The organism is Sphingobium sp. TCM1, assembly GCF_001650725.1.
In the GTDB taxonomy this organism is placed as follows: Bacteria; Pseudomonadota; Alphaproteobacteria; order Sphingomonadales; family Sphingomonadaceae; genus Sphingobium.
The window spans coordinates 221,454-245,830 of record NZ_LXVX01000001.1 but is presented as its reverse complement, the minus strand read 5'-3'; the positions used below and the strand labels follow the sequence as shown (position 1 = coordinate 245,830).

Annotated in this window: 26 protein-coding genes; 14 read left to right on the top strand and 12 right to left on the bottom strand. The window is 65.3% G+C overall.

Annotation, left to right across the window (positions count from 1 at the left end):
* Positions 1-218: 218 nt before the first annotated feature.
* Positions 219-602, top strand: a complete 384-nt coding sequence (locus A7Q26_RS01120) for a c-type cytochrome (protein ID WP_066855280.1) — start codon at positions 219-221, stop codon at positions 600-602.
* Between the two features lie 281 nt (positions 603-883).
* On the opposite strand, the gene A7Q26_RS01115 is transcribed toward A7Q26_RS01120, so the two are convergent.
* The 5 genes from A7Q26_RS01115 to A7Q26_RS01095 form a co-directional block, all read right to left on the bottom strand.
* Positions 884-2,602, bottom strand: a complete 1,719-nt coding sequence (locus A7Q26_RS01115) for an acyl-CoA dehydrogenase (RefSeq protein WP_066855277.1) — start codon at positions 2,600-2,602, stop codon at positions 884-886.
* A gap of 63 nt (positions 2,603-2,665) precedes the next feature.
* Positions 2,666-3,262 carry a TetR/AcrR family transcriptional regulator gene (locus A7Q26_RS01110; protein ID WP_066855274.1) on the bottom strand — a complete coding sequence of 199 codons (597 nt, stop codon included), beginning with the start codon at positions 3,260-3,262 and terminating at the stop codon, positions 2,666-2,668.
* 33 nt (positions 3,263-3,295) lie between these two features.
* The gene (locus A7Q26_RS01105) at positions 3,296-3,820 is read right to left on the bottom strand and encodes a hypothetical protein (protein WP_066855271.1); all 525 of its coding nucleotides are present in this window, start codon (positions 3,818-3,820) and stop codon (positions 3,296-3,298) included.
* Complete coding sequence (locus A7Q26_RS26115; RefSeq protein ID WP_269747212.1) at positions 3,817-4,179, bottom strand: c-type cytochrome; 363 nt, start codon at positions 4,177-4,179, stop codon at positions 3,817-3,819. Before A7Q26_RS26115 ends, A7Q26_RS01105 begins: the two co-directional genes overlap by 4 nt.
* A gap of 32 nt (positions 4,180-4,211) precedes the next feature.
* Positions 4,212-5,762 (bottom strand): FAD-binding oxidoreductase, encoded by a 1,551-nt coding sequence (locus A7Q26_RS01095; RefSeq protein WP_066855266.1) that lies wholly within the window; start codon positions 5,760-5,762, stop codon positions 4,212-4,214.
* Between the two features lie 173 nt (positions 5,763-5,935).
* On the opposite strand from A7Q26_RS01095, the gene A7Q26_RS01090 reads away from it, so the two are divergent.
* From A7Q26_RS01090 to A7Q26_RS01080, 3 genes are all read left to right on the top strand, one after another.
* Positions 5,936-6,772, top strand: a complete 837-nt coding sequence (locus A7Q26_RS01090) for a p-hydroxycinnamoyl CoA hydratase/lyase (protein ID WP_066855264.1) — start codon at positions 5,936-5,938, stop codon at positions 6,770-6,772.
* 111 nt (positions 6,773-6,883) lie between these two features.
* Entirely contained in the window at positions 6,884-7,288 is a 405-nt protein-coding gene (locus tag A7Q26_RS01085; RefSeq protein ID WP_066855259.1) for a nuclear transport factor 2 family protein, read from the top strand.
* Between the two features lie 3 nt (positions 7,289-7,291).
* Positions 7,292-8,053: an IclR family transcriptional regulator gene (locus tag A7Q26_RS01080; protein ID WP_066855256.1), complete on the top strand. Its 762-nt coding sequence runs from the start codon at positions 7,292-7,294 to the stop codon at positions 8,051-8,053.
* A gap of 457 nt (positions 8,054-8,510) precedes the next feature.
* On the opposite strand, the gene desA is transcribed toward A7Q26_RS01080, so the two are convergent.
* Together desA and A7Q26_RS01070 are read right to left on the bottom strand one after the other, a co-directional pair.
* Positions 8,511-9,911, bottom strand: coding sequence for a syringate O-demethylase (gene desA, locus A7Q26_RS01075; RefSeq protein WP_066855253.1), 1,401 nt, complete (start codon positions 9,909-9,911; stop codon positions 8,511-8,513).
* Positions 9,904-10,602, bottom strand: a complete 699-nt coding sequence (locus tag A7Q26_RS01070; protein ID WP_232313623.1) for an alpha/beta fold hydrolase — start codon at positions 10,600-10,602, stop codon at positions 9,904-9,906. The genes desA and A7Q26_RS01070 overlap by 8 nt, the downstream gene beginning before the upstream one ends.
* Positions 10,603-10,809: 207 nt before the next feature.
* On the opposite strand from A7Q26_RS01070, the gene A7Q26_RS01065 reads away from it, so the two are divergent.
* Genes A7Q26_RS01065 through A7Q26_RS01050 form a run of 4 tightly spaced genes read left to right on the top strand, consistent with a single transcriptional unit; the run spans position 10,810 to position 13,779 of the window.
* A complete protein-coding gene (locus A7Q26_RS01065) occupies positions 10,810-11,679 on the top strand; it encodes a methylenetetrahydrofolate reductase (RefSeq protein WP_066855247.1) in 870 nt (289 codons plus the stop codon).
* A gap of 31 nt (positions 11,680-11,710) precedes the next feature.
* A complete protein-coding gene (gene purU / locus A7Q26_RS01060) occupies positions 11,711-12,565 on the top strand; it encodes a formyltetrahydrofolate deformylase (protein ID WP_066855384.1) in 855 nt (284 codons plus the stop codon).
* A complete protein-coding gene (locus A7Q26_RS01055) occupies positions 12,534-13,433 on the top strand; it encodes a bifunctional 5,10-methylenetetrahydrofolate dehydrogenase/5,10-methenyltetrahydrofolate cyclohydrolase (protein WP_198162797.1) in 900 nt (299 codons plus the stop codon). Before purU ends, A7Q26_RS01055 begins: the two co-directional genes overlap by 32 nt.
* Positions 13,426-13,779 carry a dihydroneopterin aldolase gene (locus tag A7Q26_RS01050; protein ID WP_066855242.1) on the top strand — a complete coding sequence of 118 codons (354 nt, stop codon included), beginning with the start codon at positions 13,426-13,428 and terminating at the stop codon, positions 13,777-13,779. Before A7Q26_RS01055 ends, A7Q26_RS01050 begins: the two co-directional genes overlap by 8 nt.
* On the opposite strand, the gene A7Q26_RS01045 is transcribed toward A7Q26_RS01050, so the two are convergent.
* On the bottom strand, positions 13,776-15,116 hold the full coding sequence (locus tag A7Q26_RS01045) for an MFS transporter (protein ID WP_066855239.1): 1,341 nt from the start codon (positions 15,114-15,116) through the stop codon (positions 13,776-13,778). The two genes, A7Q26_RS01050 and A7Q26_RS01045, sit on opposite strands and share 4 nt — an antisense overlap.
* 129 nt (positions 15,117-15,245) lie before the next feature.
* Between A7Q26_RS01045 and A7Q26_RS01040 the strand changes: the two genes are divergently transcribed.
* Positions 15,246-16,472, top strand: a complete 1,227-nt coding sequence (locus A7Q26_RS01040; RefSeq protein ID WP_066855236.1) for a Bcr/CflA family efflux MFS transporter — start codon at positions 15,246-15,248, stop codon at positions 16,470-16,472.
* Here the strand turns inward: A7Q26_RS01040 and A7Q26_RS01035 are convergent.
* The gene (locus tag A7Q26_RS01035; protein ID WP_066855234.1) at positions 16,469-17,020 is read right to left on the bottom strand and encodes a MarR family winged helix-turn-helix transcriptional regulator; all 552 of its coding nucleotides are present in this window, start codon (positions 17,018-17,020) and stop codon (positions 16,469-16,471) included. The two genes, A7Q26_RS01040 and A7Q26_RS01035, sit on opposite strands and share 4 nt — an antisense overlap.
* A 10-nt stretch (positions 17,021-17,030) precedes the next feature.
* A complete protein-coding gene (locus A7Q26_RS01030) occupies positions 17,031-17,432 on the bottom strand; it encodes a nuclear transport factor 2 family protein (protein ID WP_066855231.1) in 402 nt (133 codons plus the stop codon).
* A 98-nt stretch (positions 17,433-17,530) separates the two neighbouring features.
* Between A7Q26_RS01030 and A7Q26_RS01025 the strand changes: the two genes are divergently transcribed.
* From A7Q26_RS01025 to A7Q26_RS01015, 3 genes are read left to right on the top strand one after another with little or no spacing between them, the layout of a single operon-like run.
* A complete protein-coding gene (locus A7Q26_RS01025) occupies positions 17,531-17,920 on the top strand; it encodes a nuclear transport factor 2 family protein (protein ID WP_066855228.1) in 390 nt (129 codons plus the stop codon).
* Between the two features lie 15 nt (positions 17,921-17,935).
* Entirely contained in the window at positions 17,936-18,685 is a 750-nt protein-coding gene (locus A7Q26_RS01020; RefSeq protein WP_066855224.1) for an SDR family NAD(P)-dependent oxidoreductase, read from the top strand.
* Positions 18,685-19,188 (top strand): DUF3237 domain-containing protein, encoded by a 504-nt coding sequence (locus A7Q26_RS01015; RefSeq protein WP_066855380.1) that lies wholly within the window; start codon positions 18,685-18,687, stop codon positions 19,186-19,188. The genes A7Q26_RS01020 and A7Q26_RS01015 overlap by 1 nt, the downstream gene beginning before the upstream one ends.
* 46 nt (positions 19,189-19,234) lie before the next feature.
* Here A7Q26_RS01015 and A7Q26_RS01010 read toward each other — a convergent pair whose 3' ends face one another.
* Together A7Q26_RS01010 and A7Q26_RS01005 are read right to left on the bottom strand one after the other, a co-directional pair.
* On the bottom strand, positions 19,235-21,382 hold the full coding sequence (locus A7Q26_RS01010; RefSeq protein ID WP_066855376.1) for an acetate--CoA ligase family protein: 2,148 nt from the start codon (positions 21,380-21,382) through the stop codon (positions 19,235-19,237).
* Between the two features lie 86 nt (positions 21,383-21,468).
* Positions 21,469-21,912 carry a MarR family winged helix-turn-helix transcriptional regulator gene (locus A7Q26_RS01005; protein ID WP_066855222.1) on the bottom strand — a complete coding sequence of 148 codons (444 nt, stop codon included), beginning with the start codon at positions 21,910-21,912 and terminating at the stop codon, positions 21,469-21,471.
* A 120-nt stretch (positions 21,913-22,032) separates the two neighbouring features.
* On the opposite strand from A7Q26_RS01005, the gene A7Q26_RS01000 reads away from it, so the two are divergent.
* Both A7Q26_RS01000 and A7Q26_RS00995 read left to right on the top strand, forming a co-directional pair.
* Positions 22,033-23,451 carry an aldehyde dehydrogenase family protein gene (locus A7Q26_RS01000; RefSeq protein WP_066855219.1) on the top strand — a complete coding sequence of 473 codons (1,419 nt, stop codon included), beginning with the start codon at positions 22,033-22,035 and terminating at the stop codon, positions 23,449-23,451.
* A 165-nt stretch (positions 23,452-23,616) separates the two neighbouring features.
* On the top strand, positions 23,617-24,360 hold the full coding sequence (locus A7Q26_RS00995; RefSeq protein ID WP_066855215.1) for a DUF4198 domain-containing protein: 744 nt from the start codon (positions 23,617-23,619) through the stop codon (positions 24,358-24,360).
* Positions 24,361-24,377: the final 17 nt, after the last annotated feature.

Sequence of the window (24,377 nt, the reverse complement as noted above, 5' to 3'; positions counted from 1 at the left end):
CAACGATAAAATTTCAAAAAAAGACAAATCTTGAAGCCCCCCCCCCTCATTGCCGCGCCGAACCTCGATAATGGGCGATTTGCCTTCAAGCCTCGTTCATACACGATCGTTAGGATTGTGCCGCAGCGATGGCGCCATCTTGCGCAATGGGGAGAATGCTCCATCGTGACGAAACGACGAGCTGCTACGAAGCGGTCATATGAAAAGGGAAGACATGCATGACGATGACGCGCAAGTTCACGTTCCTCTTGCTTGCCGGTGCAGCGATGGCGGCACCCCCCGCCCTCGCCCAAGCCGGCGACCCGGCCAAGGGAAAATCCGTTTTCGCCCGTTGCGCGCTCTGCCATGATGTGAAGCCGGGGCCAAAGAAGATGGGCCCGAATCTAGCCGGCCTGTTCGGCCGCACGTCGGGCTCACAGGCGGGCTTCGCCTATTCGCCTGCCATGCAGAAGGCAAAGATTCGCTGGGACGCCAAGTCGCTGGATGCGTTTCTGACCAAACCAACCGCATTGATCCCCGGCAATCGCATGGCCTTCCCGGGCGTACCGCAGCCAGCCGACCGCGCGAACCTGATCGCCTATCTCGCCAGCGCCACGAAATAGCACCGTCGCGCAACCGGAGCCGCTGCCCCCCTTGGAACCAGGGGGGAGCGGCTCTCGCTATCCGTTTCTCAAGCGCGGTTACGATGGTGTCGCCACTGACACGGAGCTATCAGCCGCACCGCTGAGACATCCAAGCCTCGTTTGGCTGCTCGCTGTCCATGCTCACGCCTCGCTAAAAGACTGAGAGCTTTCCTGTTCCGGGAACGACGACAAGGACATATTCCGTCGGAGCTCACATTCGATCCGCGAAACGGCACCATGCACCAGGCAAATCGTACCAGTTAGAAGGCCTCGGCCAGCAGAGCCATCAACGATGCTTCGCCGGCGGCGATCGCGGCCGCCAGACCCCGCGCCTGCGGCAGCATCCGCAAGGCGAAGAATTCCGCCATCTGGCGCTTCGCCTGATGCAGCGACCCTTCGCCCGTCGCGGCAACGGCCATGCGGGTCCACATCCAGCCGAATGATACCAAGGCAAATAGGCGCAGATAGTCAACCGCCGCCGCGCCCGCTGCATCGGCGCCCGCGCCGCGCAGCGCGACCGTCGCCTCCCGCAGCAGGGCAAGCGCGTCCCGACTGCGTTGCGCCACGATCAGGTCCGCCGCAGCATCCAGATCATCCGCGATCATTTCAAAGAAGCCGTCGACCACCGCGCCGCCACCAAGCGCCAGCTTGCGTCCCACCAGATCCAGTGCCTGCACGCCGTTCGTGCCTTCGTAAATCTGTGCGATGCGGGCGTCGCGCACATACTGCTCCATCCCCCATTCGCGGATATAGCCATGGCCACCCAATACCTGCTGCGCCTCGACCGCGCTTTCGAAGCCGAAGTCGGTGAAAGCCGCCTTCACGACCGGGGTCATGAGCGCGACCAACGCATCGGCCTTGGCCCGCTCGGCCGCATCGGCGTGGCGATGGGCACGGTCGAACTGGAGTGCGGTCCAGCCCGCCAGCGCCCGGCCCGCCTCCACAAAGGCGCGGACCTTGAGCAGCATCCGTCGGACATCCGCATGGTCGATGATGGGTACGGGCCCGCGCGTGCCGTCCGCGCTGCGCCCCTGCAACCGATCCTTCGCATAAGAGGCCGCCTGCTGATAGGCCGCTCCAGCAATGCCCAACCCCTGGATGCCGACCATCAACCGTTCGGCATTCATCATGGTGAACATGGCCGCCAACCCACGATGCGGCTCGCCTACAAGCCAGCCGGTGGCACCATCATAATTCATGACGCAGGTGGGCTGGGCATGGATGCCCATCTTCTTTTCGAGCGCACCAACAGACATCGCATTGCGCACGCCGTCCGGCAGATATTTGGGGACGAGGAACAGGCTGATGCCCTTCACGCCCGGCGGCGCGTCGGGGAGGCGAGCCAGTACCAGATGGATGATATTGGGCGCCATGTCATGATCGCCCGAGGAAATGAAGATTTTCTGCCCGGTCACAGCATAGCCGCCATCGTCCCTCGGCACTGCCCGGGCCTTGAGCAAAGCGAGATCCGTGCCCGCGCTGCTTTCGGTCAACGCCATGGCGCCCGTCCATTCGCCGCTGACGAGCGCGGGCAGATAGCGCGCCTTCAGTTCCTTGCTGGCATGAGCGGCGATCGCTTCGCTCGCACCGCGCGTCAGGCCGGGGAAGAGACCGAAGGATAGATTGGCGGCCGACAGCATCTCGTCCAACCATTGCTGAAGGATGAAAGGCAGCCCTTGCCCGCCATGGGCAGGATCGGCGGCCAGTGCAGGCCAGCCGGCCGCGACGAATGCGCCATAGGCCTCGGCGAAGCCGGGCGGCGTCACCACGGCGCCATCGACCAGCCTGCTGCCCTGCTCGTCTCCCTCGCGATTGAGCGGATGGAGCTGCTCCGCGCAGAATTTGCCTGCTTCCTCCAGCACGGTGATCGCGAGATCCGCGTCCACATCCTGGCCCTGCTCCGCCATGGCAAGGTCGAAACCCAACACCTCGTTCAACAGGAAACGATAGTCGTCGATCGGGGGGATGTAGCTTGGCATTTTAGGGCTGGCCTCTCTTTCTGGCACTAAATTACCAAACACTTGTTACAATAGCAAGCAAGGTCATTCTGCTGGGTCGGGATGGCGGAAGACGCGCGCTACCTGAGTGGCGATCTCTCGCGCCGTGAGGCGGCCTGGACGGACCCAGTCCGCTGCCGAATTGAGCTGCGAGAGCAGCAGGTTGCGGTAGATCGAGCGGTCGATGTCGGTCGGCAGGGGCAGCATCGCCACAAGATCGCGGAACAGCATTTCGAACCGGTCGCGGCGATCGACCAGCGCGGCGCGCACCGCGTCCGGCACTTCGCGAAAGTCATTCATCATCGGCATGGTCAGCGAATCGGGGTCGAGTTGAATCTCGAGCAAGGCTGAGCAGGCGGCCTCCAGCCGTGCCCATGGATCATCCTCGCCCGAGAGTGCCGCCTTGATGCGGGCCTCCGCCGCGTCGAGCGCTGCATGGTGCAACTCGACAAACAGCGCATCCTTCGACTTGATGTGATGGTAGAGCGACCCACCCAGCACGCCCGCCGCCTCGCCGATGTCGCGCATCGAGGTCCCGCGATAACCCTTGCGCGCGAAGAGTTGCGCCGCGATCTCCAATATCTGGCGGCGGCGCGCGCCCGCGCCGTCCGCTTCATTTCCCCTGGCGCTCGTCCTGCTCATGCAAGGTGGCGTAGCATATAAGCCGTCTGCAGATCATCCGCCTTCGCGCCGCGCGAATATCCAGCTGAAGGCTGGCGCGGCTAGCCCGCCTGCCCCGCGCGTGCCGCACCGCTCAATCCCGCCCAGCGCCAGTTCGGCAAAGGCTTCCGGCCAGCCCGTTCCGGCCAACCGGGCAAGCACGGCAACAGGTGCACCATCAGGCGCGCAGTTCGCGACCTGCGCTTTGCCGCCGTGGCGCACCAGGGCGACCCGGCGATACCCCGCCTCGGTCACGATGTCTCCCACCAGCATTTCGTCCGCGTGCCGGGATATCCCAAACAGGGCCGCAGGCGCCCGCGCCAGCAGCTGGCGCATCTGCCGCACCCGATCTCCCTCCAACGCCAGTACAGCGCCTCCGAGATCATTTGCCCGCACGGCAAAGCGCCGCCCGGCAACCAACCCCGGATCGTGGAGCAACACGGCATCGGTGCGCGCCAAGCCACGGCGGCCCAGATCAAGCACGGACGTAGAGGCAAGAGCAACGCCGGCCATGAAGCCGCGGCGCGACAGGCTTGTCATGGCTTGATTCCCCCGGAAAGATGATCAGCGATCAAATTCAGCTCGGCATCGCTCAGTTCGCCACGCGGGATGGCAGGCATGTTGCCGATGCCGATGCGCGCGGCCTGCACAACATAGTCAACGGTCAGGTCGGTGCGCTTTTCCAGCAACGGCTGGTCGGCGCGCCGTGCCAGCAGTCCGGTGCCCATGCCGCCCGGCCCGTGGCACATTGCGCATTTTTCCAAATAGAGTTTTTCGCCCGGCCCAGCATGGGGGCGCGAGGACAATGTCTCGGGCGCGGGCGCGGGCGGCGGGCCTTTGGGAGCGTCTGTCGGCGTCTCGCTCGCCCGGCCGCAGGCGGCCACCGCCAGAAGCACCATAGCGCTTGTGAAAGCGATCATGCCCCCCCGCATCAGCCCGGCCCTCCCGCACGACTGCTGGGCCAGATGCCGCTCTTACCCGGCGCGATGATACCCTTGGGATCAAGCGCATCCTTGACCTTGCGATTGAGCTTCCCCAGCGCACCCTTGTTATAGTCATAGGTGTCCGCGACCGCGTCCATATAGTCGAGATGGGTGCGATATTCGCCATAGCCCTGCGTCTTTGCATCGGCGATCAGTTGCTTGAGGAAGGGATCGACCCGGCCCATCAGGTCGGGGTCGTCCTTGTTGATCAGCACGGCGTTGACGTTGATGAGGTGACGCTCGCCAAAGGCGAAGCTGGCCTGATAATCCATGCCAAATTCCCTGTAGCGGGCATAGGTGCGCTGGAACTGGGCCTGTGCCGCCGTTCCCGATTGCGGCAGGATCGGCGAAAAGCCGATATGTCCGCCACGGCCGCCATGCCAGTTGGCGTTCTGCATCGGCATGGTCAGCGGCGTTCCGGTCCATCCCGTCGCCTCCAGCAGTTCCCCCGTCTTCCATAGGGTGGGGCGCAGCGACATGGGTTTGAGCTTCCCCATCTCCTGCTCCAAAATCGCATAGGCCGCCTTGTTCACCGATTCGCGGCCGTATAGGCGCAGGCTCACCCCCCACCAGCCGACATTGAATTTACTGCGGATCGCCGCGATCACATCATCAGGCAAAGCGCCCGGCTTGTCGGTCCACTGGTCGCGGGTCGTCACCACGGCGGCGGCGCGCAACCAGTTGCCGATGGTCGGGGATTGCTGCAACAGTCCCTCACGGCGCAGCGGGGCGATCGCGTCGATCAGCGGCCCCAGATCCTCCGGCCGGTCGAACTCCAGATCCATGCCCATCAGCGACTCCGGCGCGGGCATCAGCCACAGCCCCATCTTGGTTACGATGCCGAAATTGGACTGGACGAACATCTGGTCCCAGCCGGGACCAAAGCCGAAGCGATAGAGCTGCCAGGTCGGCGCCCCATCGAGCGCACCCATGCCGGTCCGCACCACGAGGCCGTCAGCCATCACCGCCTCCAGTCCGCAGATGCGCGTCGCATGTTCGCCATAGGGAGTATAACCCATGCCCCGGTCGAGCGCATTGCCGACCACCGATCCCCAGCTGTTGCCGGGCACCGACAGCCAGTGCTTCATCCCCCTGGTCTTAAGGAAGTCGTAGAGATCGTAGAATCCGACCCCCGGTTCGAGCAGGACAGTGCCGTTCGTCTCGTCATAGTCGATCTTCTTCATCCGGCTGAGATCAAGTATCACCGATCCGGCAAGCAGCGGCGCCGAGCCGCCATAGCCCAGATTCTTGCCCCGGCTGACCGTCCAGAGCGCCAAGCCGCGCTCCGATGCGATGCGCAGGATTGCCTGAATCTCCTCTACCGTCGCCGGCGCGACAGCGCCGGCCGGATGGTGCCGGGCATCGTCGATAGCGAACTTGTCCTGATAGCTCGCCTGGTCCTCCTCCGCGAAGAACACATGATTCTTGCCGACGACTGCCGCAAAGGCCGCAATGGTTGCGGATGCAATCGCCCCACCGCTGCCGCCTCTCCCCTCCATGTCACCTCGCTCCACCGGTCGCACCAGTCTATATTAATAACGATCGTTATCTTTCAGGCAGTGTCAACTCTTGTCAAGTCAGCCTCTCAAGGCCGTCCGCCAAATTTCCTCTTGCACGGCTTGCCCCTTTAATTGTATGCCTGTGATACATATTGCCATGCAGGAGCAGGAAGATGGAAGAGCAGGACGTCGTTTCCTTTGATGTCGCGGACGGAATCGCCTGGGTGAACTTCGCCCGCCCCACCAAGCGCAACGCGATGAGCCCGACGCTCAACCGGCGCATGATGGAGGTGCTGGACGAGCTGGAATTTCGCGACGATGTCGGCGTGCTGGTGCTCGGCGGCGAAGGCACGGCCTGGTCCGCGGGCATGGACCTGAAGGAATATTTCCGCGAAACCGAGGCGCAGGGCCTGCGTGGCGTGCGCAAGTCGCAACGCGAAAGCTATGGCTGGTTCCGCCGCCTGCGCTGGTATCAGAAGCCGACCATCGCCATGGTCAATGGCTGGTGTTTCGGCGGCGGTTTTGGCCCGCTCTTTGCCTGCGATCTCGCCATCTGCGCGGACGAAGCTCAGTTCGGACTCAGCGAAATCAACTGGGGCATATTGCCGGGCGGCGGCGTCACCAAGGTGGTGGTCGATCTGCTGCCCATGCGCGACGCCATGTGGCTGACGCTGACCGGCGACCTGATCGACGGCAAGGCGGCGGCAGCGATGCGGCTGGTAAACGAAAGCGTGCCGCTGGAGCGACTGAAGGCGCGCACCACGGAAGTCGCCGAACTGCTGCTCAAGAAAAATCCGGTCGCACTCAAATTCGCCAAGGATGCCGTGCGCCGCGTCGGCACCATCACCTATGACGAAGCGGAGGATTATCTCGTGCGGATGCAGGAGGCCGCGAACTTTCATGACAAGAGCGAAGGCCGCAAGGAAGGCATCCGCCAGTTCATTGATGAAAAGAGCTACAAGCCGGGCCTGGGCAGCTATGATTTGAGCAAGAACAAGACATCGACCTAGAATTTCATATCTGCGATGTTTCCATATCCATGAATTTGTGACAGGGTGGTCCCGACCAGGAGAAGGACCACCCGTCATGCCGATCATCCCCGGCCGGGCCGACACGCTGCCATGACCGACGATCAGCGCCGTGAGATCGAGCAGGATTGCGCACGGCTTGTCGCGCGCTACGCCAATCTGAACGATGCCGGCCGCTGGACGGATGTCGCGGCGCTTTATGCGCCGGATGGCCGGATGGCGCGCCCGACCGCGCCCGACGACTGGGTGGAGGGGCGAGAGGCGATCCTGGCCGCCTTCCTCGCCCGGCCGGCGCGGACCACCCGTCATATCTGCTCCAACATCGTCGTCGACGTGCTGGACGAGGACCACGCCAAGGGCGAAAGCGCCATGCTGTTGTTCACCGGCGAGGCAGCGCCTAAGGTCGGATCGTTCCACGACTATTTCGTCCGCACGGACGGGGGCTGGCTTTTTGCCGAAAGGCGAGGCAGCCTGACTTTCCAACCGGGGGAAAGCTGACATATGAATGGCACGACGCCGTCCACCGTCAAATCGGCGATGCGTACCATCGACATCATCGAATATGTCGTCGCGCGCCCGGCCGGGGTCGTCGCGCAGGAAATCGCAGCAGGCCTCGCCATTCCTGTGAGCAGCCTGTCCTACCTGCTCGCCACGCTGGTGGAGCGCGACTATCTGGCGCGGGACGGGCGGCGATACCTTCCCGGCGGCGCGCTGGAGCGGCTGGCGGCGCCCCGCGGATCGCTGTCGCTGGCGGACAAGGTGCGGCCGCTGGTCAAGTCGCTGCGTTTGCAGACCAACGAGACCGCATCCTTCTTCACACGCGACGGCTGGCAGCTGGAAGCGATCGTCACCGAGACGGCAGAACAATCGCTGCGCTATTCGATCAGCGTCGGCACACGCAGCCCGATCCATTGCCTGGCCGCCGGCAAGGCGCTGCTGGCGGCGATGCCCGACGCCGAACTGGACGCCTATTTCGCCGCGACACCGCTCAGCGCCTTCACCCCTGGCAGCATCACCGACGAGGCGGCCTTGCGCGCCGAACTATCGGAGGTGCGCGCGACAGGGATCGGCCGCACGCGCGAGGAATATACGCCGGGCATCTGCGGCCTGGGGATGGCGGTGGTGATGGACGGCGCTGCGGTAGGTGCCTTCGCGGTCGCCATTCCGATGCCGCGCTTTTCCGCCGAGCTGGAAGCGCGAACGATCGCCAAGCTGAAGCAGGCCGTTGGACTGTTCGCCGCGGCCGAGGCGCCTGCGCCCTAGCATGGCACGCGCCGCCGACGCGTCAGGCCGAAGTTCACACTGTCGTCACGCGATTTTCGCCGATTGCCCCCGCGAAGCGTCCGCAACGCGCGCCCGACGCGCCATGCCAGTCACGCCAGAGTCACGCCGACGCGACAATGGCGCCACGGCGACGCGCCGGGGACGCGTCAGCTTGACGGGGCGAGGCCAAGGCGCGCGCGGGTGCTGGTCCATCTACAAGGGTCGATCAGACAAAATCCTACATTGGAAGAGTTTTGGGCGATGGGGCCGCTACCCGTGTCGCATGGTCGGAACGGTGCCGTCGCCCAGATCATACCATCCTGCTGGAGCGCTGCTCAAGGCGCCTTTCGCTCGCACCCACCCCTTCCGTCACAGGAACGGGCTTAATGTCCTTTGCCCTCCAAATGAAACGGGGGACGCCTTTCGGCATCCCCCGTTCCTTCCCGCTCGGAAATAATCAGGCGGCCTTGGTGCGCCAGCCTTCGGCATAATTGTCGCGGGCGACTTCCGAATAGGGGACGGGCGACACGACCGCCTTGATCTCCGTCTGGACGTGCGGCTCAACGGTGGGCTTGGCCGTGCCGCCATCGGGTTCGCCCCAGAGCAGGGTGACTTCCGTGCCGGGCGTCGCGAACTCGGCGTCGACCATGGCGAGCGCCAGGAAGCGGCCCGCGTTGATGGTGTAGCCGATCCAGGTCGACAGGCCGACTGTCTTGCCGTCCTTCAGCACCGCGTCATAGGGGTGCATACAATAGACCGCGCTGGGGAATTCCAGGAACTTTGCCTTGTCGCCGGTCTGGAGCATCGAGCTCATGACGCGGACGATATCCTCATTGTCGAGCGCCAGCGTCACCTTCTGGCGGTGGGGCTGGTCCTTGATCTTCTCCAGCGCCTCGCGGCCGACGAATTCATGGTCGAACTTGACCATGATGCCATAGCCCAGTTCCCACGGATTGAGATAATAATCCTCGATCTTGTCTGAGACGAAGCTGCCTCCGAGCGAACACATGCCCTCATAGGATTTGGCGGGCAGCCATTCACGGAACGCCCTGGAGCCTTCGCCCGTATAGGTTGCGGGCAGCGGCGAAGGGATCCAGCCCGATTCCAGCGTGTTGGACGAATAGGTACGGCCACCGCACAGGGTCAGGCCATAATCCTTGCCCGCTTCGATCAGCGCATTGCGGACGGTGTCATAATCCTTCCAGGGGCCAAACAGCTCGTAACCGGGCTGGCCGGCCATTCCGTGGCGCAGCGCGCGCACTTCGACGCCGGCGATCATGATCGGGGCCATGTGGAAGAATTTGAGGTCCGGCGGGGTCTGGCCCATCGCCTTTTCCAGCACGGGCATGGCGTTTGGCCCCTGGAGCTGGAAGCGATAGTTGCGGCGATAGCCTTGGCTGTCGAGCGGGCGGGCGGCGGTGCGTTCGTCGCGTTCGACCTTCACGTCCCACTTGCCGGTGGAGGCCCAATATTCGACCCATTCTATCGAGGGCGCGCGGCCGACCAGCTCGAACTTTTCTTCTTCCAGATAGAAGAGGATGACGTCGCCGATCACATAGCCTTCCGGCGTGACGGGCGCGAATTGCTTGGCGCGGTTGGGAACGAAGCCCTTGAAGCTGTTGGGGGCGAGATAGGCGAGCATGTCGAAGGCACCGGGACCGGTGACGAGCAGATCGACCATGTGGAAGCTCTGGTTGAACAGCACGGCACTTTCGGCCCAGCTGCGCTGTTCGTCGCGCCAGTTGCTATATTCGGCCGGAACGCCGGGATAGGCATTGGGGCCGGTCTGCTGGTTGCGCAGGAAGTCGACGATATCGCCCTTTTCGTCGAGCAGCTGTTGCAGGGTCTTGTCAGTCATTCAAACCTCTCCTTCTACCTGATATTGAAATCGCATCGGGCGAGGATGGCTGGTCGAGCCATTCCCGCACTTGTCCGTTGAAGGCCTGCGGTGTTTCCGCTGGCATCATGTGGCCCGCGCCGGGTACGACGCGAAGGCGCGCGCCTGGAATGGCGGCGGCGATCGCCTCATGCTGCGCCACCGGAGACCAGCGGTCCTCCTGCCCGACCATAGCGATGGTCGGGCAAGCGATGGTCGGCAGCAGCGTATCGACCAAGGGACGATGCAGCAGCGCCTCGATCTGCGCCTCGAAAACCTGTAGCCCCGCCGCGACGGCCATGGCGTAGAGCCGGTCCATCAGCGCTTCGTCACGCAGCGAGCCGGCGCCCATCATCGGCGGCAGCCACTCCGCCACCAGCGCGGCCATGCCCTGCGCCCGGCCAAGGTCGCGCAGGCGATAGCGGCCTTCCCGCTCACCCGGCCTTACCGGATGGACGCCGGTGTCGACCAGCGCCAGCCGTTCCACCCGCCCGGGCGCCTTGCGCACCAGTTCGAGCGCGACGCGCGCACCCATGCTGTGGCCGAGCAGCGCACAGCGTTCGGGAATGAGGCCGAGCGCATGATCGGCCATCGCCTCGATCCGGTCCGCGCCGCCATAAAAGCCATCGACGACCATGCTGCCGGGAAAGGCGGCCAGCGTGTCGGCGAACATGCGCGAATCACAGATAAGCCCCGGAAGGATGACAAGCGGCGCCTTCGCGCCCTGCTCCAAAGCCAATTCAGATGATTTCGCACTCATGAAAATTTCATCTATACGAATCTAGACGGATGGGCTAGGGGGAAAATGCGCCGGGGATACAAAGAGCGCCAAGCCGATGCGCCGAGCCGCCCCAGGGTCCAGTCCTACCGGGAGAGAATCATGAGCCTGCCGTCGATCCATCCGAACTGGGATTTGCCGCCCAAGGGCATGACCGACGGCTTTTCGCTGGAGATCACCGCCAAGGACATTGAAGCGCTGACCGAGGCCGCGCCGGCCATCCCGGCCGAGACGCCGGTTGCCGTCACTTTCCTGCCCGGTGAGTCGCTGGAGGCGCGGATCGCGGCGGCCAGGACGGTGCGCGCGCTGGGCTTCGAACCGATGCCGCATTTTTCCGCCCGCCGGCTGGAATCGGGCGATGATTTCGAGACCTATCTGGCGGCCGTGGTCCGCGAGGCGGGGGTGCGGCGCTGCTTCGTCATCGCCGGCGATCCTGCTGAAGCGGCGGGCCCCTATGCCGACAGCATGGCGCTGATCCGCACCGGCGCGTTCGAGAGGGCGGGGATCAGGGCGATCGGCATCGGCGGCCATCCCGAGGGCCATCCCAACATGAGCACCGACCAGACGTTCGAGGTGCTGACCGCCAAGTGCGGCGAAATCGCGAGCCGGAACATGGCACCGTTGATCGTCACGCAATTCGGTTTCGACGCGGCGCCGATCCTGGGCTGGCTGGCCGAACTGCGCACGCGCGGGATCGATGCGCCGGTGCGGATCGGCGTGCCCGGCCCGGCCGGGATCAAGACGCTGATGCGCTTTGCCGCGCGCTGCGGCGTGGGCGCATCGACATCGGTCCTCGCCAAATATGGCATTTCGATCACCAGGCTGATCGGCACCGCCGGTCCCGACAAACTGGTCGACGCGCTCGCCGCCGGTCTGGGACCACAGCATGGCAAGGTGCGGCTGCACTTCTATCCGTTCGGCGGCCTCGCCCGCACGGTCGAATGGATCAACGACTATACGGCCCGCCATTGAGCGCGCCGGCCATCAGCGGAGAGAGATGAACGTGAGCGAAATCTGCACCCTCACCCTGCAATGCGACGACCGGCCGGGGCTGGTCGCCGATGTCGCCACCTGCCTGACGCAGCAGGGCGGCAACATCACCGACGCGCAGCAATATAATGACAAGCTGACCGACCGATTCTTCATGCGAGTCGAGTTCGAGATCGCCGGGGACGGCATCGCCGGACTGGATGCCGCATTCGGATCGCTGGCGCAGGCGCGCGGCATGGACTGGACGCTGCGCCGCCGCAGCGAACGGCAGAAGGTGCTGTTGCTGGTCAGCAAGTTCGACCATTGCCTGGGCGACCTTCTCTATCGCTGGCGCATCGGCGAACTGGACATGGACGTGGTTGGCATCGTCAGCAACCATCCCCAGCATGTGCTGACCACGTCGCTGATGGGCGACCTGCCCTATCATCACCTGCCGATCAGCAAGGACAGCAAGCCGCAACAGGAAGCGCAGATCAAGGCGATCGTCGACCGGACCGGCGCGGACCTGATCGTGCTGGCGCGCTACATGCAGATATTGAGCGATGACCTGGCGGCCTTCCTGTCAGGCCGCTGCATCAACATCCACCATAGTTTCCTGCCCGGCTTCAAGGGCGCCAAGCCCTATCACCAGGCGCATGAGCGCGGGGTCAAGATGATCGGGGCGACGGCCCATTATGTGACCGCCGACCTGGACGAAGGGCCGATCATCCATCAGGACGTAGAGGCGATCAACCATGCCGACACGCCCGACGACCTGGTGCGCAAGGGCCGTGACATCGAGCGGCGGGTGCTGGCCACCGCCGTGCAGCACCATCTTCAGGGACGGGTTTTCCAGAATGGCGCACGCACTGTCGTCTTCAAGGCCTGAAGCCGTGGCGGAGCGGATCGACGGACGCACCGTGGCGCGCGCCCTGTCGGCGGAAACCGCCGCGCGGGTGGAAGCCCTGCGCGCACGCACGGGCCATGCGCCCGCACTGGCGGTGGTGCTGGTCGGCGACGATCCGGCGAGCAAGGTCTATGTCGGGCGCAAGGTCGCGGAATGCCGCAGGGTCGGCATCGTCTCCGTGGAGCATCGGCTGGCCGCCGATACGCCACAGGACGTGCTGCTCGCCCTGATCGACCGGCTCAACCTGGACGGCGAAATAGACGGCATATTGATCCAGTTGCCGCTACCGCCACAGATCGACGCGACGCTGGTACTGGACCGGATCGACCCGGCCAAGGATGTGGACGGCTTCCATCCGGTCAATGTCGGGCGGCTGTCCACGGGAACCGGTGGCCTCGTCCCCTGCACCCCGCTGGGGGTCATGAAGCTGCTGGACGGGCTGATCGCGGATTATCGCGGGCTGGACGTCGTGGTGATCGGCAAGTCCAACATCGTCGGGAAGCCCGTCGCCATGCTGCTGCTGGAGCGGGAGGCGACCGTGACCGTCACCCATATCGAAACGCGCGGCCTGCCGGAGATTGCCCGCAAGGCCGACATCATCGTAGCGGCCGCCGGCGCGCCGCATCTGGTGCGCGGCTATTGGGTGAAGCCGGGCGCGATCGTGATTGATGTCGGCATCACGCGAGTTGCGCAGCCGGACGGATCGACGCGGCTTGTGGGTGATTGCGCCACGGAGGAACTGGGACACGCAAGGGCGGTGACGCCGGTGCCGGGCGGGGTCGGGCCGATGACCATCGCCTGCCTGCTCGGCAACACGGTGACGGCGGCGGAAAGGGCGCGCCATGGGTGAACCGCAATATGCCACCAGGGTGCGCGTGCGCGACCTGCCGCTGCTGGCCGACATCGGCATCAATCCCGACGAGATCGGGCGGCGGCAGCCGCTGGTGATCTCGGTCGAACTCCTCCTGTCGGCCGACCGGGTCGACGGGATCGCAGAGACGGTCGACTATCGCCGGGTGGCACAGGCGGCCGAGGATCTGGCGCTGGTCCATATCCCGCTGATCGAAACCTTCGCCCAGCGGCTGGGCGAGCGCTGCCTCGACTTTTCCATGGTGGTCGAGGCTCGGGTCAGCGTGGACAAGCCCTTTGCCCTGACGCGGGGACTGGCGGGGGTCGAGGTGGTGGTGCGGCGCTAAGCCACGCTCGGTTGCGGGCAGCCTTCCTCCGCTGCGCGGATCTGGACGAGGAGCAGGACGAGCGCGGCAAGGCCCGATCCCAGCGCCAGCAGCATGGAGGTGACGCCCCGCCCCGCCCCCGCCGCGAGCAACTGCCCGGCGAGGAAGGGGCCGAAGGCCGCGCCGAAGCGGCCGAAGCCGATCACCGCCCCGGTGCCCGTCGCGCGCAGGGTAGTGGGGTAGACATTGGCGATCAGCGCATAGAGACCGACCACCGATCCGTTGGCGAGAAAGCCGAGAATGAAGGCGGCAACCTGAAGCAGCAGGAAGTCGGCCGGCACCGCGCCGAAGATGCTGACGGCGATCGCTGCGCCGGCCAGACCGAAGATGACCAGCGGCCGCAGACCGAGGCGGGGCGAGAGGAAGCCGAGCGTCAGCCCGCCGATCGCGCCCCCCATGTTCATCGCCACCGACACGATCGTCGCGCTCGAGGGATCGAAGCCCAGCGCCGCGACCAGCGAGGGCGCCCAGCCCAACGCGTAATAGAAGGTCATCATGTGAAGGCCGTACATGAGGATCAGCGCGATCGTCATCGTGCGGTAGCGGCCGGTGAACAGCGTGCCCATCGACGCCCTGGGTTCCGCAAGCGCGACGATCCGCGCGGCGGGCGGCTGGCCCAGCCGACGCAGGATCGCGTTGATGCGGGCGAGCGCGTCGGGACCGCCGCGCGTCGCCAGCCAGCCGATCGATTCGGGCAGGAGCAGGAGTACAAGCGGCACCATAAGGGCTGTGGCGAGGCCGCCAGTGAGGAAGATCGATTCCCAGCCATGGCTGCGAAGCAGCTGCGCCGCGCCCCAGCCGCCGACAATGCCGCCGACGGGATAGCCCGCCGCCATGATGCTGACCGCCAGATCCCGGCGCGGGCGACTGGCGAATTCGGCGGCCATGGCGTTGATCGCTGCAAGCATGGCGCCCAGGCCGAGGCCCGTCAGCGCGCGCAGCAGGCTGAGCATGACGACTCCCGTCGCGAAGGCGCAGGCCATCATGCCGGGAATGATGATGGCGAGGCAGAGCAGTATCTGCCGCCGCCGCCCGATCCGGTCCGCCAGCTGGCCGAGCGTCAGCGAGCCGACCACCATCCCCACCAGCCCCATCGACACGATGATGCCGACCGCGCCCGGACCGATGCCCCAATCGCGGGCGATGCCCGGCGCGGCGAAGGTCACGGCGAGAATGTCGAAGCCGTCGAGCGCATTCAGCAGGAAGCATATCGCGATCGCCACGCATTGCCGCAGGCGCATGGGATTGTCGGCCAATATAGTGCGCGGATCATCCGCCGGCAGGCTGGCACAGGACATGGTCTTCCATCCTCTCACGACTTTTGCGGTTATTGTATGCTGATGACACAATAAGCCAAGCTAAATCACTTGCCACCCACCCTGCACAAATATAACGATCGTTATTGTTTGGAGAGGGTGACGACACGCATGACACACGCCAGTCCCGCGCCAGGCCCAGCGCCCGGCCCAGCGCCCAGCCACGCGTCGGCCGAGCCAAGCCTGTGGCTGGGCATCGGCTTTGGCTTCCTGTCGTCGCTTGGGCCGGTCGCGATCGACCTCTATCTGCCGGCTATGCCCGGCATGGCGCAGGCGCTGGCGGTTGAGAATGGCGCTGTGCAGCGCACGCTGTCGGCCTTCTTCCTGGGACTGGCGCTGGCGCAGATCCCGCTGGGTATGCTGGGCGACCGGTTCGGGCGGCGGCGTCCCCTGCTTGCGGGGCTGGCCCTGTTCGCCGCCGCCTCGATCGCTTGCGCGCTGGCGACCAGCCTGGAGCAGCTGATCCTGTTCCGCTTCGCGCAGGGCATGGGCGCCTGCGCCGGCACGTCGAGCGTGCGCGCGATGATCCGCGACCGGCATAGCGGCCATCGCGCCGCGCGACTGATGGCCTTCACCTTCCTCATCATCGGCATATCGCCAGTGATCGCGCCCCTGGCGGGCAGTTATCTGCTGGAGCTGACGAGCTGGCGCGGACTGTTCCTGCTGCTGGCTTGCGGCGGCGGGGTCGCGGCGCTGGCGGCGGGGCTGACCCTGCCCGAAAGCCTGCCGCCCGCGCGGCGCAGCCATGGCCAGCCGGTGCTCGCGCCCTGCCTGCGGCTGCTGGGCAACCGCGCCTTCATGAGCTGGACGCTGGTGGCAGGGCTGGCGACGACGACCCCCTTCGCTTTCGTGACCGCCGCGCCCTTCATCTACAGCGGCGGCTTCGGCCTCGATGCGCGCAGCTACAGCCTGCTGCTGGCGCTCAACGCCGTCGTGTCGATCGGCGCCACCCAGTTCGCGCCCGGCCTGATGCGGACCCATGGGGCACGGCGGCTGGTGACAGGCGCGGCGCTGGTCGCGATCGGCGCGACCGCCGCCTTCGCCCTGCTGGCGGGCGGACACGCGCCGCTGCCGCTGTTCCAGCTCTATGCCATGCTGTTGTTTGCCCTGTCGGGGCTGATCCTGACTCCGGCTGCGACATCGGCGCTTGATGCCGCGGCGGGCGGTGCGGGCGCGGCGGCGGGCCTGCTTGGAACGTTGCAACTGGCGATTACGGCGCTGGCGAGCGGGACGGTGTCGCTGCTGCCGTCCTTTTCGGTGATGCCGCTGGTGACAGTGCTGGGGACCAGCTTCACCATCATGTGGGCGACGATGATGGCGCGGGGGCGACGGGTTTAGGCGCCGTCCCCGTCCCCATCGGGCCTTGTGAACTCCAGGAAACGGCTGTTGCCCGCCTCATCGGTCGCCTCCAGCGTATCGACCAGCGTGTCGAGATAGTGGTTGAGCGTCTCCACCTCCCTGGCCGCCAGGTCGGAGACGAGATAGGTCGCGACCTTGTCGGTCTGCGGGCGCATGAGCCGGTAGAGGCGCTGGCCTTCGTCGGTCAGGACCAGTATCTTGCGCCGCTTGTTGGCGGGGTCGCGCTCGACGGTGATGCGGCCATGCTTCTGGAGCGCGGCAACCGCGCGCGACACGCTCATCGGGTTGACCCCTGTCATCTCCGCCAGTTCATGGCTGGCGGAATTGGGATAGCGCCCCAGAAGCATCAGCAGGCGGAATTCGTTGAGGCTGATCTTGTAGCGATGCTCCAGATAGGTGGAGAAGGGCGCCATCAGCTTGTTGGCCAGCCGCAGGACGCGATGCAGCGTATCGGCGGGGCTGGTTTCGGCCGACGCGCGCGGTTTCTTGGACAGGCTGCTGTTCGACATGATCCTGCGATAGGACATTAGCCGGCGCTCAAGTCAAGCCGACGACGGCGCAGCCGACGCTGGTGAACTTGCCATCGGCCAGGTGATAATGGATATATTGGCGCATTTCCTGCACCTCTCCCTTCGCGATCGGGATGAATTGGTCCAGCCCTTCGGCGGCGAGCGTCGCGGCATCGAGATCGCGGACGCCCTCCACGCGGATGACGCCTTCGAGCGCGACGAGATCGTCGCTGGCGGCGAAGCGCTCGATCGTCAGCGTCTCGATCACATGTGCATGGAGGAAGCGGTAGAAGCGCTTGAACGCGTCCCGATCGCCCAGGTCCACGCCGAAGAAGCGGATGCTCGCGCCGGGCGCATAATGATCGAAGACCGTGTCATAGTCGCGATCGTTGAACGCCTGTGCGTAACGCTCATAGCCGGCGCGGTTCATCGCCCTCTCCCTCTCTTGCGGCTTGCTCTTTTAATAACGATCGTTATCGTATGCGGAAAGCATGGCGATGCGCCAGCGAAAAATCGAGGGAGAGGGTGATGAGTTACACGGCGCAGGAGCAGCGCAATCTGGATCTGGTGCAGGCGATGTTCGAGCAGGTGCTGATCCCGATGGACGCGGACGCGGCCGACCGATTCATCGCGCCGGACTATATCCAGCATAATCAGTGGGTCGATACCGGGCTGGAACCGCTCAAAGCATTCCTGCGCCAGGTGCGCGGCGAAAATCCGCACGCTGTCCATGACATCAAGCGCCGCTTCGCCGACGGCGACCATGTGGTGGTCCATTATCATGTGCGGCGCCGGGACGGCGATCCGGGCTTCGCGGTGATGGACATCTTCCGCATCGCGGATGACATGATCATCGAGCATTGGGACGTGGTGCAGGATGTGCCGACCGACAGCCCCAATCCCCATTCGCCCTTCTGAGCCGGGAGACCATCCATGCGGTTCACGGACAAGATCGTCCTGGTCGTTGGCGGCAATAGCGGCATCGGGCTGGCGAGCGCGCGGGCCTTTGCGGCGGAGGGCGGACATGTGCGGCTGACCGGCCGTGACCAGGCGACGATCGATGCGGCGGTGGCGGAAATCCCCGGCGCGCGGGGCTATAGCGCGGACGTTGCCGATCCGGACGCGATGGAGGCCGTGATCGCCGACATCGCGGCGCAGGACGGGCGCATCGACACGCTCTTCGTCAATGCCGGAGTGGGCGGCTTCGCGCCGTTCCGCGACCTGACGCCGGGCGACTGGGATCATGTCCATGGCGTCAATCTGCGTGGCTGTGTCTTCGCGATCCAGAAGGCGCTGCGGCTGATGGGCGGGGGCGGATCGATCGTTGCGACCGGGTCGATCGGCGGCCATGCCTTCGTGCCGGGCAACACCGCCTATGCGGCGGCCAAGGGCGGGCTGTACGCGGCGCTGAAGGTGATCGCGGGCGAGCTGGTCGGCGAAGGCATCCGCGTCAATCTGGTCAGCCCCGGCCCGATCGAGACCCCGCTGCTGCATCGCAATCCGGGGATGAGCGATGATGAGGTCGATGCGATGCGCGACGCGATGATCGCCGCCGTGCCGATGAAACGCATGGGCCGCGCGGAGGAAGTCGCCCGCGCCGTGCTGTTCCTCGCTTCGGACGAGGCGAGTTTTATCACGGCCGCCAATCTGTTCGTGGATGGCGGAACGCTGGAGCTGGGATGATGAACGACCTGTTTTCGACGCTGGACAATCCACGGCTGGAATTCGCGATGGAAGTGCGGCTGCAGTTTCCGCGCGTACAGATGATCGCCAACACCCCCTGGGGCGGCAATCGAAGCGCCGTCTATGTGGAAAGCGGCACCTTCGAAGGGCCGAGGCTGCGCGGCAGGGCAGTGCCAGGATCGGGGGGCGACTATGCCTATTTCCGGCCCGACGATGTCGCCGTGTTCGACGCCCGCTACATGCTGGAGGAGGAGGATGGGACGCTGATCCTGCTTAACAATCGCGGGTTTCTGTGGGGGCGCAAGCCCGACACGATGGCGCGGCTGCGCGACTGGGCCTTTGCGGGCGGCGAGCCGGTTGACCAGCAGGACTATTATCTGCGTGGCAATCCGAGTTTCGAGACGCCGGTCGGCAAGCATGACTGGCTGACCAAGCATGTGTTCGTCGGCGTGGGTGAGCGGCGCGCGGACGGCAATGTGCTGCGCTATTATGCGCTGACCTGATTATCGCGTCCTTGCGAGCGCTGCGCTCGCAAGGACGGAGGGTCGTTCAAAGGGAGATCAGGGCGTCCAGCGCCAGCGCGCCCTGCCCCTTGGGATAGACGATCACCGGGTTGAGATCGACTTCGCTGATCGCGGGCGTGGCCGCGACCATCCGGCCCAGGCGCTGGACCATGTCGGCGACCGCTTCGATATCCATGGCCGGCGCGCCACGAAAGCCATCCAGCAGCAGCGCCATGCGCAGCTGACGGATCTGCGCGATGATCGCGTCGCGCGTCAGGTCGGGCGGGAGCAGGCGGACATCGTGCAGCAGTTCGGCCGCGATGCCGCCAAAGCCGACCAGGATCGTCGGCCCCCAATGCGGATCATTGCGCGCGCCAACGATCAGTTCGACGCCCTTCGCCGCCATCCCCTCCACAAGCACGCCGTCCAGTGCCAGGCCGGGACGCGAAGCGGCGAGATTGGCCATCAGCTGGTCCCAGCCGGCCGCGACGGCGGCCGCATCGGCCAGGCCCACGATAACGCCGCCAGCGTCGCTCTTGTGCGGCAATTCGGGGGATTGGGCTTTCAGCACCACGGGATAGCCGAGACGATCAGCGGCGGCGACTGCTTCTTCGGCCGTCTGCGCCAGCGCAAAGGCGGGGAAGGCGATGCCCTGCGCGCCCATGATCGCCTTCGATCGATATTCAGGGATGGTGCTGCCGACTTGCGCCAGGCCGGCGACCGGCTGGGCATCGAGCGGCGCGACGGCATCGGCGCGGCGGCGATGGGCGGCGATGCGAGCCAGCGCGCGCAGCATCCGTTCGGCGGTCGGCAGGTAGGTGACGCCCGCCTGACGCAGGGCGGCAAGATCGTCGGCGAAGACGCCGCCGCCTTCGTCCACGCCGCCGATGAGGATCGGCTTGGTCTGGCCGATGGCCTTCAAGGCGTCCAGCACGGCCGCGAACTTGACGTGCGAGGTGCCGGTGTCGGTCTGGATCAGGGTGAGGAGGATCGTGCCGATCCGCTCGTCCTGCGCCAGCGCAGCCAGGGTGCGGCCATAGAGGCCGGGATCGACCAGCCCCTGGGCGGTGATGTCCATCGGGTTGGTGACGGGGACGAAAGCGGGCAGCGCCGCGCGGAGTGCCGGGCTGTCGGCGTCGGTCAGAGTCGGGAGGTCGAGACCTACGGCTTCGGCCAGGTCGAGCATCATCGCCTTGAACGCGCCGGACTCCGCGATGACGCCCGCGCCGCCGATCCCGGCATCGGGCGATCGGGCGAGGATTTCGACAACGTCGCCAAGCTCCTCCAGCGAGTCGACCAGGATGACGCCCGCGCGCTGGACATGGACGGCCATGACGGCGTGATCGCCTGCCATCGCGCCGGTATGGGTGGCGGCGCTCGCCGCGCCCGCCACGCTGCGGCCGGGATGGAGCAGCACCATCGACTTGCCGGCGGCGCAGGCGGCACGGGCGGCGGAGAGGAAGCGGGCCGGGTCGCGGACATGCTCGGCGATCAGGCCGATGACCTGAACGTCGGGCTGATCGACCAGATAGGCGAAATAATCCTCGATCCCGCTCGCCGCCTCGTTGCCGGTGGAGATGTAACAGCTGAAGGGCACATCGCGATGGATCATGGTCGTCGCCAGCACGGCGGCCATCGCCCCCGATTGGGAGACGATGCCGACGCGGCGGTCGCCCCGCGCCCTGGCTTCGGGCATTTCGATGAAGGTCAGCGAGACATTGTCGCGGAAATTGACGAGGCCGAGGCAATTGGGGCCTTCGACCACCATTCCCGCGTCGCGGGCGATGCGGGCGATTTCCTGCTGGTCGGCCAGACCCTGCGGCCCGTCTTCGGCAAAGCCGGCGGAGAAGATGACGGCGGCGCCGGCGCCACGCGCCGCGAGGCCACGGATCGCATCCAGCACACCGGCGCGCGGGATTGCCAGGACAGCGACATCGACACCAGCGGGCAGATCGTCCACCGCAGCGACGCAGGGCCGACCGCCAATCTCGGCCCGTTTGGGATTGACCAGATGGATGGGGCCGTCAAAACCCTGCCGCAGCAGGTTGGACAGGACCGAGGCGCCGAGCGCGCCGGGCTTGTCGGATGCGCCGACGATCGCCACGGAGCGGGGACGCAGGAGGCGCTCGATCGACGGGATCGGGATGGCCCGATCCTGCGCCTTCCCATTGTCCAGGCAAAGAGTTTCTGTCACGCGCCTCTCCATTTCCGTCGAATCAATTGCCGATCGCAAAACAGATTGTGCGCCAGTGATACAGTTAGCGCAAGCCCGATCGACGCTCAGCCATCCGCATCCTCCACCTCCGAGGGGCCGAGCCGGTCCAGCAGCGCGCGCAGCGTGAGGATTTCGTCCGGAGACAACCGGGCGGTCATGCGTGCGTCTGAGGCGCGCACCGCCTTCATCATCGCCTTCAGCTGCTGTTCGCCATGGGGCAGCAGCAGCAGCGCATTGGTCCGCAGGTCCCGGCCAGGCCGTCGTTCGATCAACCCCTTGTCGACCAGGATATTGACGAGCTTCATCGCGCTGGACCGGTTGATGCTGAGCGCCCGTCCCAGCGCGGTCTGGTCGCAGCCCGGATTGTCGCGGATCAGGATGAGCGCGGTCATCTTGGCGGGCGACAGGTCATGATCCGCCAGAGCCGCGCGCGCGTCTTCATCCATGCGCAGATTGGCGCGCTTGATCCGATAGCCGACAAGCGAATCGAGATCGTCCCCCTGTTTCATTCCCAAACCATCCCCGTCTTAAAATCTGTATCCCTGGCGCACAAATATATGGTACAGGGTGCGGACCCGAATTGCGATAGGCAATGCCGACCCACGGCACCGGATAAAGGAGAGCGAGTCATGGATCATGAATATCGGATGCTGATCGACGGCGAACTGGTGCCGGGCGTCAGCCGGTTCGACGTGGTGAACCCGGCGACGGCCGAGGCCTTCGCCACCTGCCCCAAGGCGGACGAGGCCCTGCTGGAGCGGGCAATCGCGGCCGCAAAGAAGGCGCAGCCCGCATGGGCGGCAACCCCGGTCGATGCGCGCGCGGCGCTGGTGCTGAAGCTGGCCGACGCGCTGGAGGCGCGGATCGGCGAGTTCGCCAGTCTGCTGACCGCCGAACAGGGCAAGCCGCTGGACCAGGCCGGTTACGAGGTCATGGGCAGTGTCTTCACGTTGCGCGCATTCGCCGCGATGCGGGTGGAACCCAAGGTTCTGAAGGACGAGGGCGGCAACAAGGTGGTCGAGCATCGCACGCCGCTGGGCGTGGTGGCGTCGATCACGCCGTGGAACTTCCCGCTGATCCTGCTGATGAACAAGCTGGGACCGGCATTGGTGACGGGCAACACGATGGTCGCCAAGCCCGCACCGACGACGCCGCTCACCAGCCTGCTGTTCGGTGAACTGGCTAAGGACATATTGCCGGCGGGCGTGCTCAACATCGTGTGCGACCAGAATGAGCTGGGGCCATTGATGACCGGGCATAAGGATATCGCCAAGGTCGCCTTCACCGGGTCGACCGCGACCGGCAAGAAGGTGATGGCATCGTCCGCCGGGACGGTGAAGCGGGTGACGCTGGAACTGGGCGGCAATGATGCCGCGATCGTGCTGGACGATGTCGATCCCCGGAAGGTGGCGCACAAGGTATATCAGGGCGCAATGACCAATGCCGGGCAGATCTGCGTCGCAGTGAAGCGCGCCTATGTGCCCAGCGCCCTCTATGACGATTTCTGCGACGAGCTGGCGAAGCTGGCGAATGAGGCGATCGTCGATGACGGCGCCAAGCAGGGCACGACCATCGGCCCGGTGCAGAACAAGATGCAGTTCGACAAGGTCACTGCGCTGATCGCCGACGCCAGGACGCGCGGCACGGTGCTGGCGGGCGGCGAGCCGATGAACCGGCCGGGCTATTTCATCGCGCCGACCATCGTGCGCGACCTGCCCGAGGACGCCCCGCTGGTGCAGGAGGAACAGTTCGGCCCGGTCCTGCCGGTGCTGAAATATGACGATATCGACGATGTCATCGCCCGCGCCAACGACAGCGACTATGGCCTGGCCGGCACGGTGTGGGGCAAGGATGTCGAGCGCGCCACGCAGATCGCGATGAAGATCGATACCGGCACCGTATGGGTCAACCAGCATCTGGCGATCGACGCCAACATACCCTTCCGCGGCGTCAAGCAGTCCGGTCTGGGCGGTGAACTGGGCGAAGCGGGGATGCTGGAATATACCCAGGCGCATATCGTCAACAGCGTGGCGCTGGAAGACGCGTGACCCGCATTTGCGACGCTATCGCAAGAAGAAGGCCGACGAAGCATAGTGCTTCGTCGGTCATTTTTTTGACATTTTCCACCTAGTCATTTCACATATTCGGAACATTCCGTCGTGTCCGCATCATAGCCTCGGTCATCAGGGATACCCCTTATCGAGGAGCAGAAGATGCCTTTCAGACGTCTCGCCACGGCCGCCATCGGTGCGGTCACAATGGCCGCGATGGCCGCGCCACTGAGCGCCCACGGCATCTGGTTCGCGCAGCGCGCGCGGCAGCTGGCGCTGGTCTATGGCGTCGGCGCGGATGATCTGGACGCGGTCAAGCGGCTGCCGCTGGTCAAGACCGTCACGGGCTATGATGCCGACTGGGCGCCGGTGAACACATCGCTGCGTGCGGCGGGGGTGATCCCGGTGGTCGACAGCGACGAACCAGTGGCCGCGGTCGCCGCGATCATGGATTATGGCTATTGGAGCAAAACGCCCGACGGCGAATGGCACAACAAGGGTCGCGACGAAGTGCCCAACGCGACGCTGGCCGAACATAATTTCAAATATGCCGTCCATCTGAGCCAGGTGCCGACCAAGCCGGTGCCCCTGTTCGAGGGTCATATGCTCCAGATCGTGCCGGTCGACACCGCCATCCCCCAGAAGATGGGCGAACCGATGAAGGTGCGGGTCTATTATAAAGGCAAGGCCGTAGCCGGGGCGACCGTGATGCAGGATTACGTCAATGATCCCGACGAAGCCGCCCCCGCCAAGACGGCGGCCGATGGCACCGCCACAGTGACGCTGCGCAACCAGGGCATCAATGTGCTGATGGCGATCTATGTCGGCCAGACGACCGACAAGAAGGTCGACCATGAGGAATATCGCGCCTCTCTCAGCTTCGTCCTGCCGCATCTGCCGGAATGACGACCGCCCCTTCCATC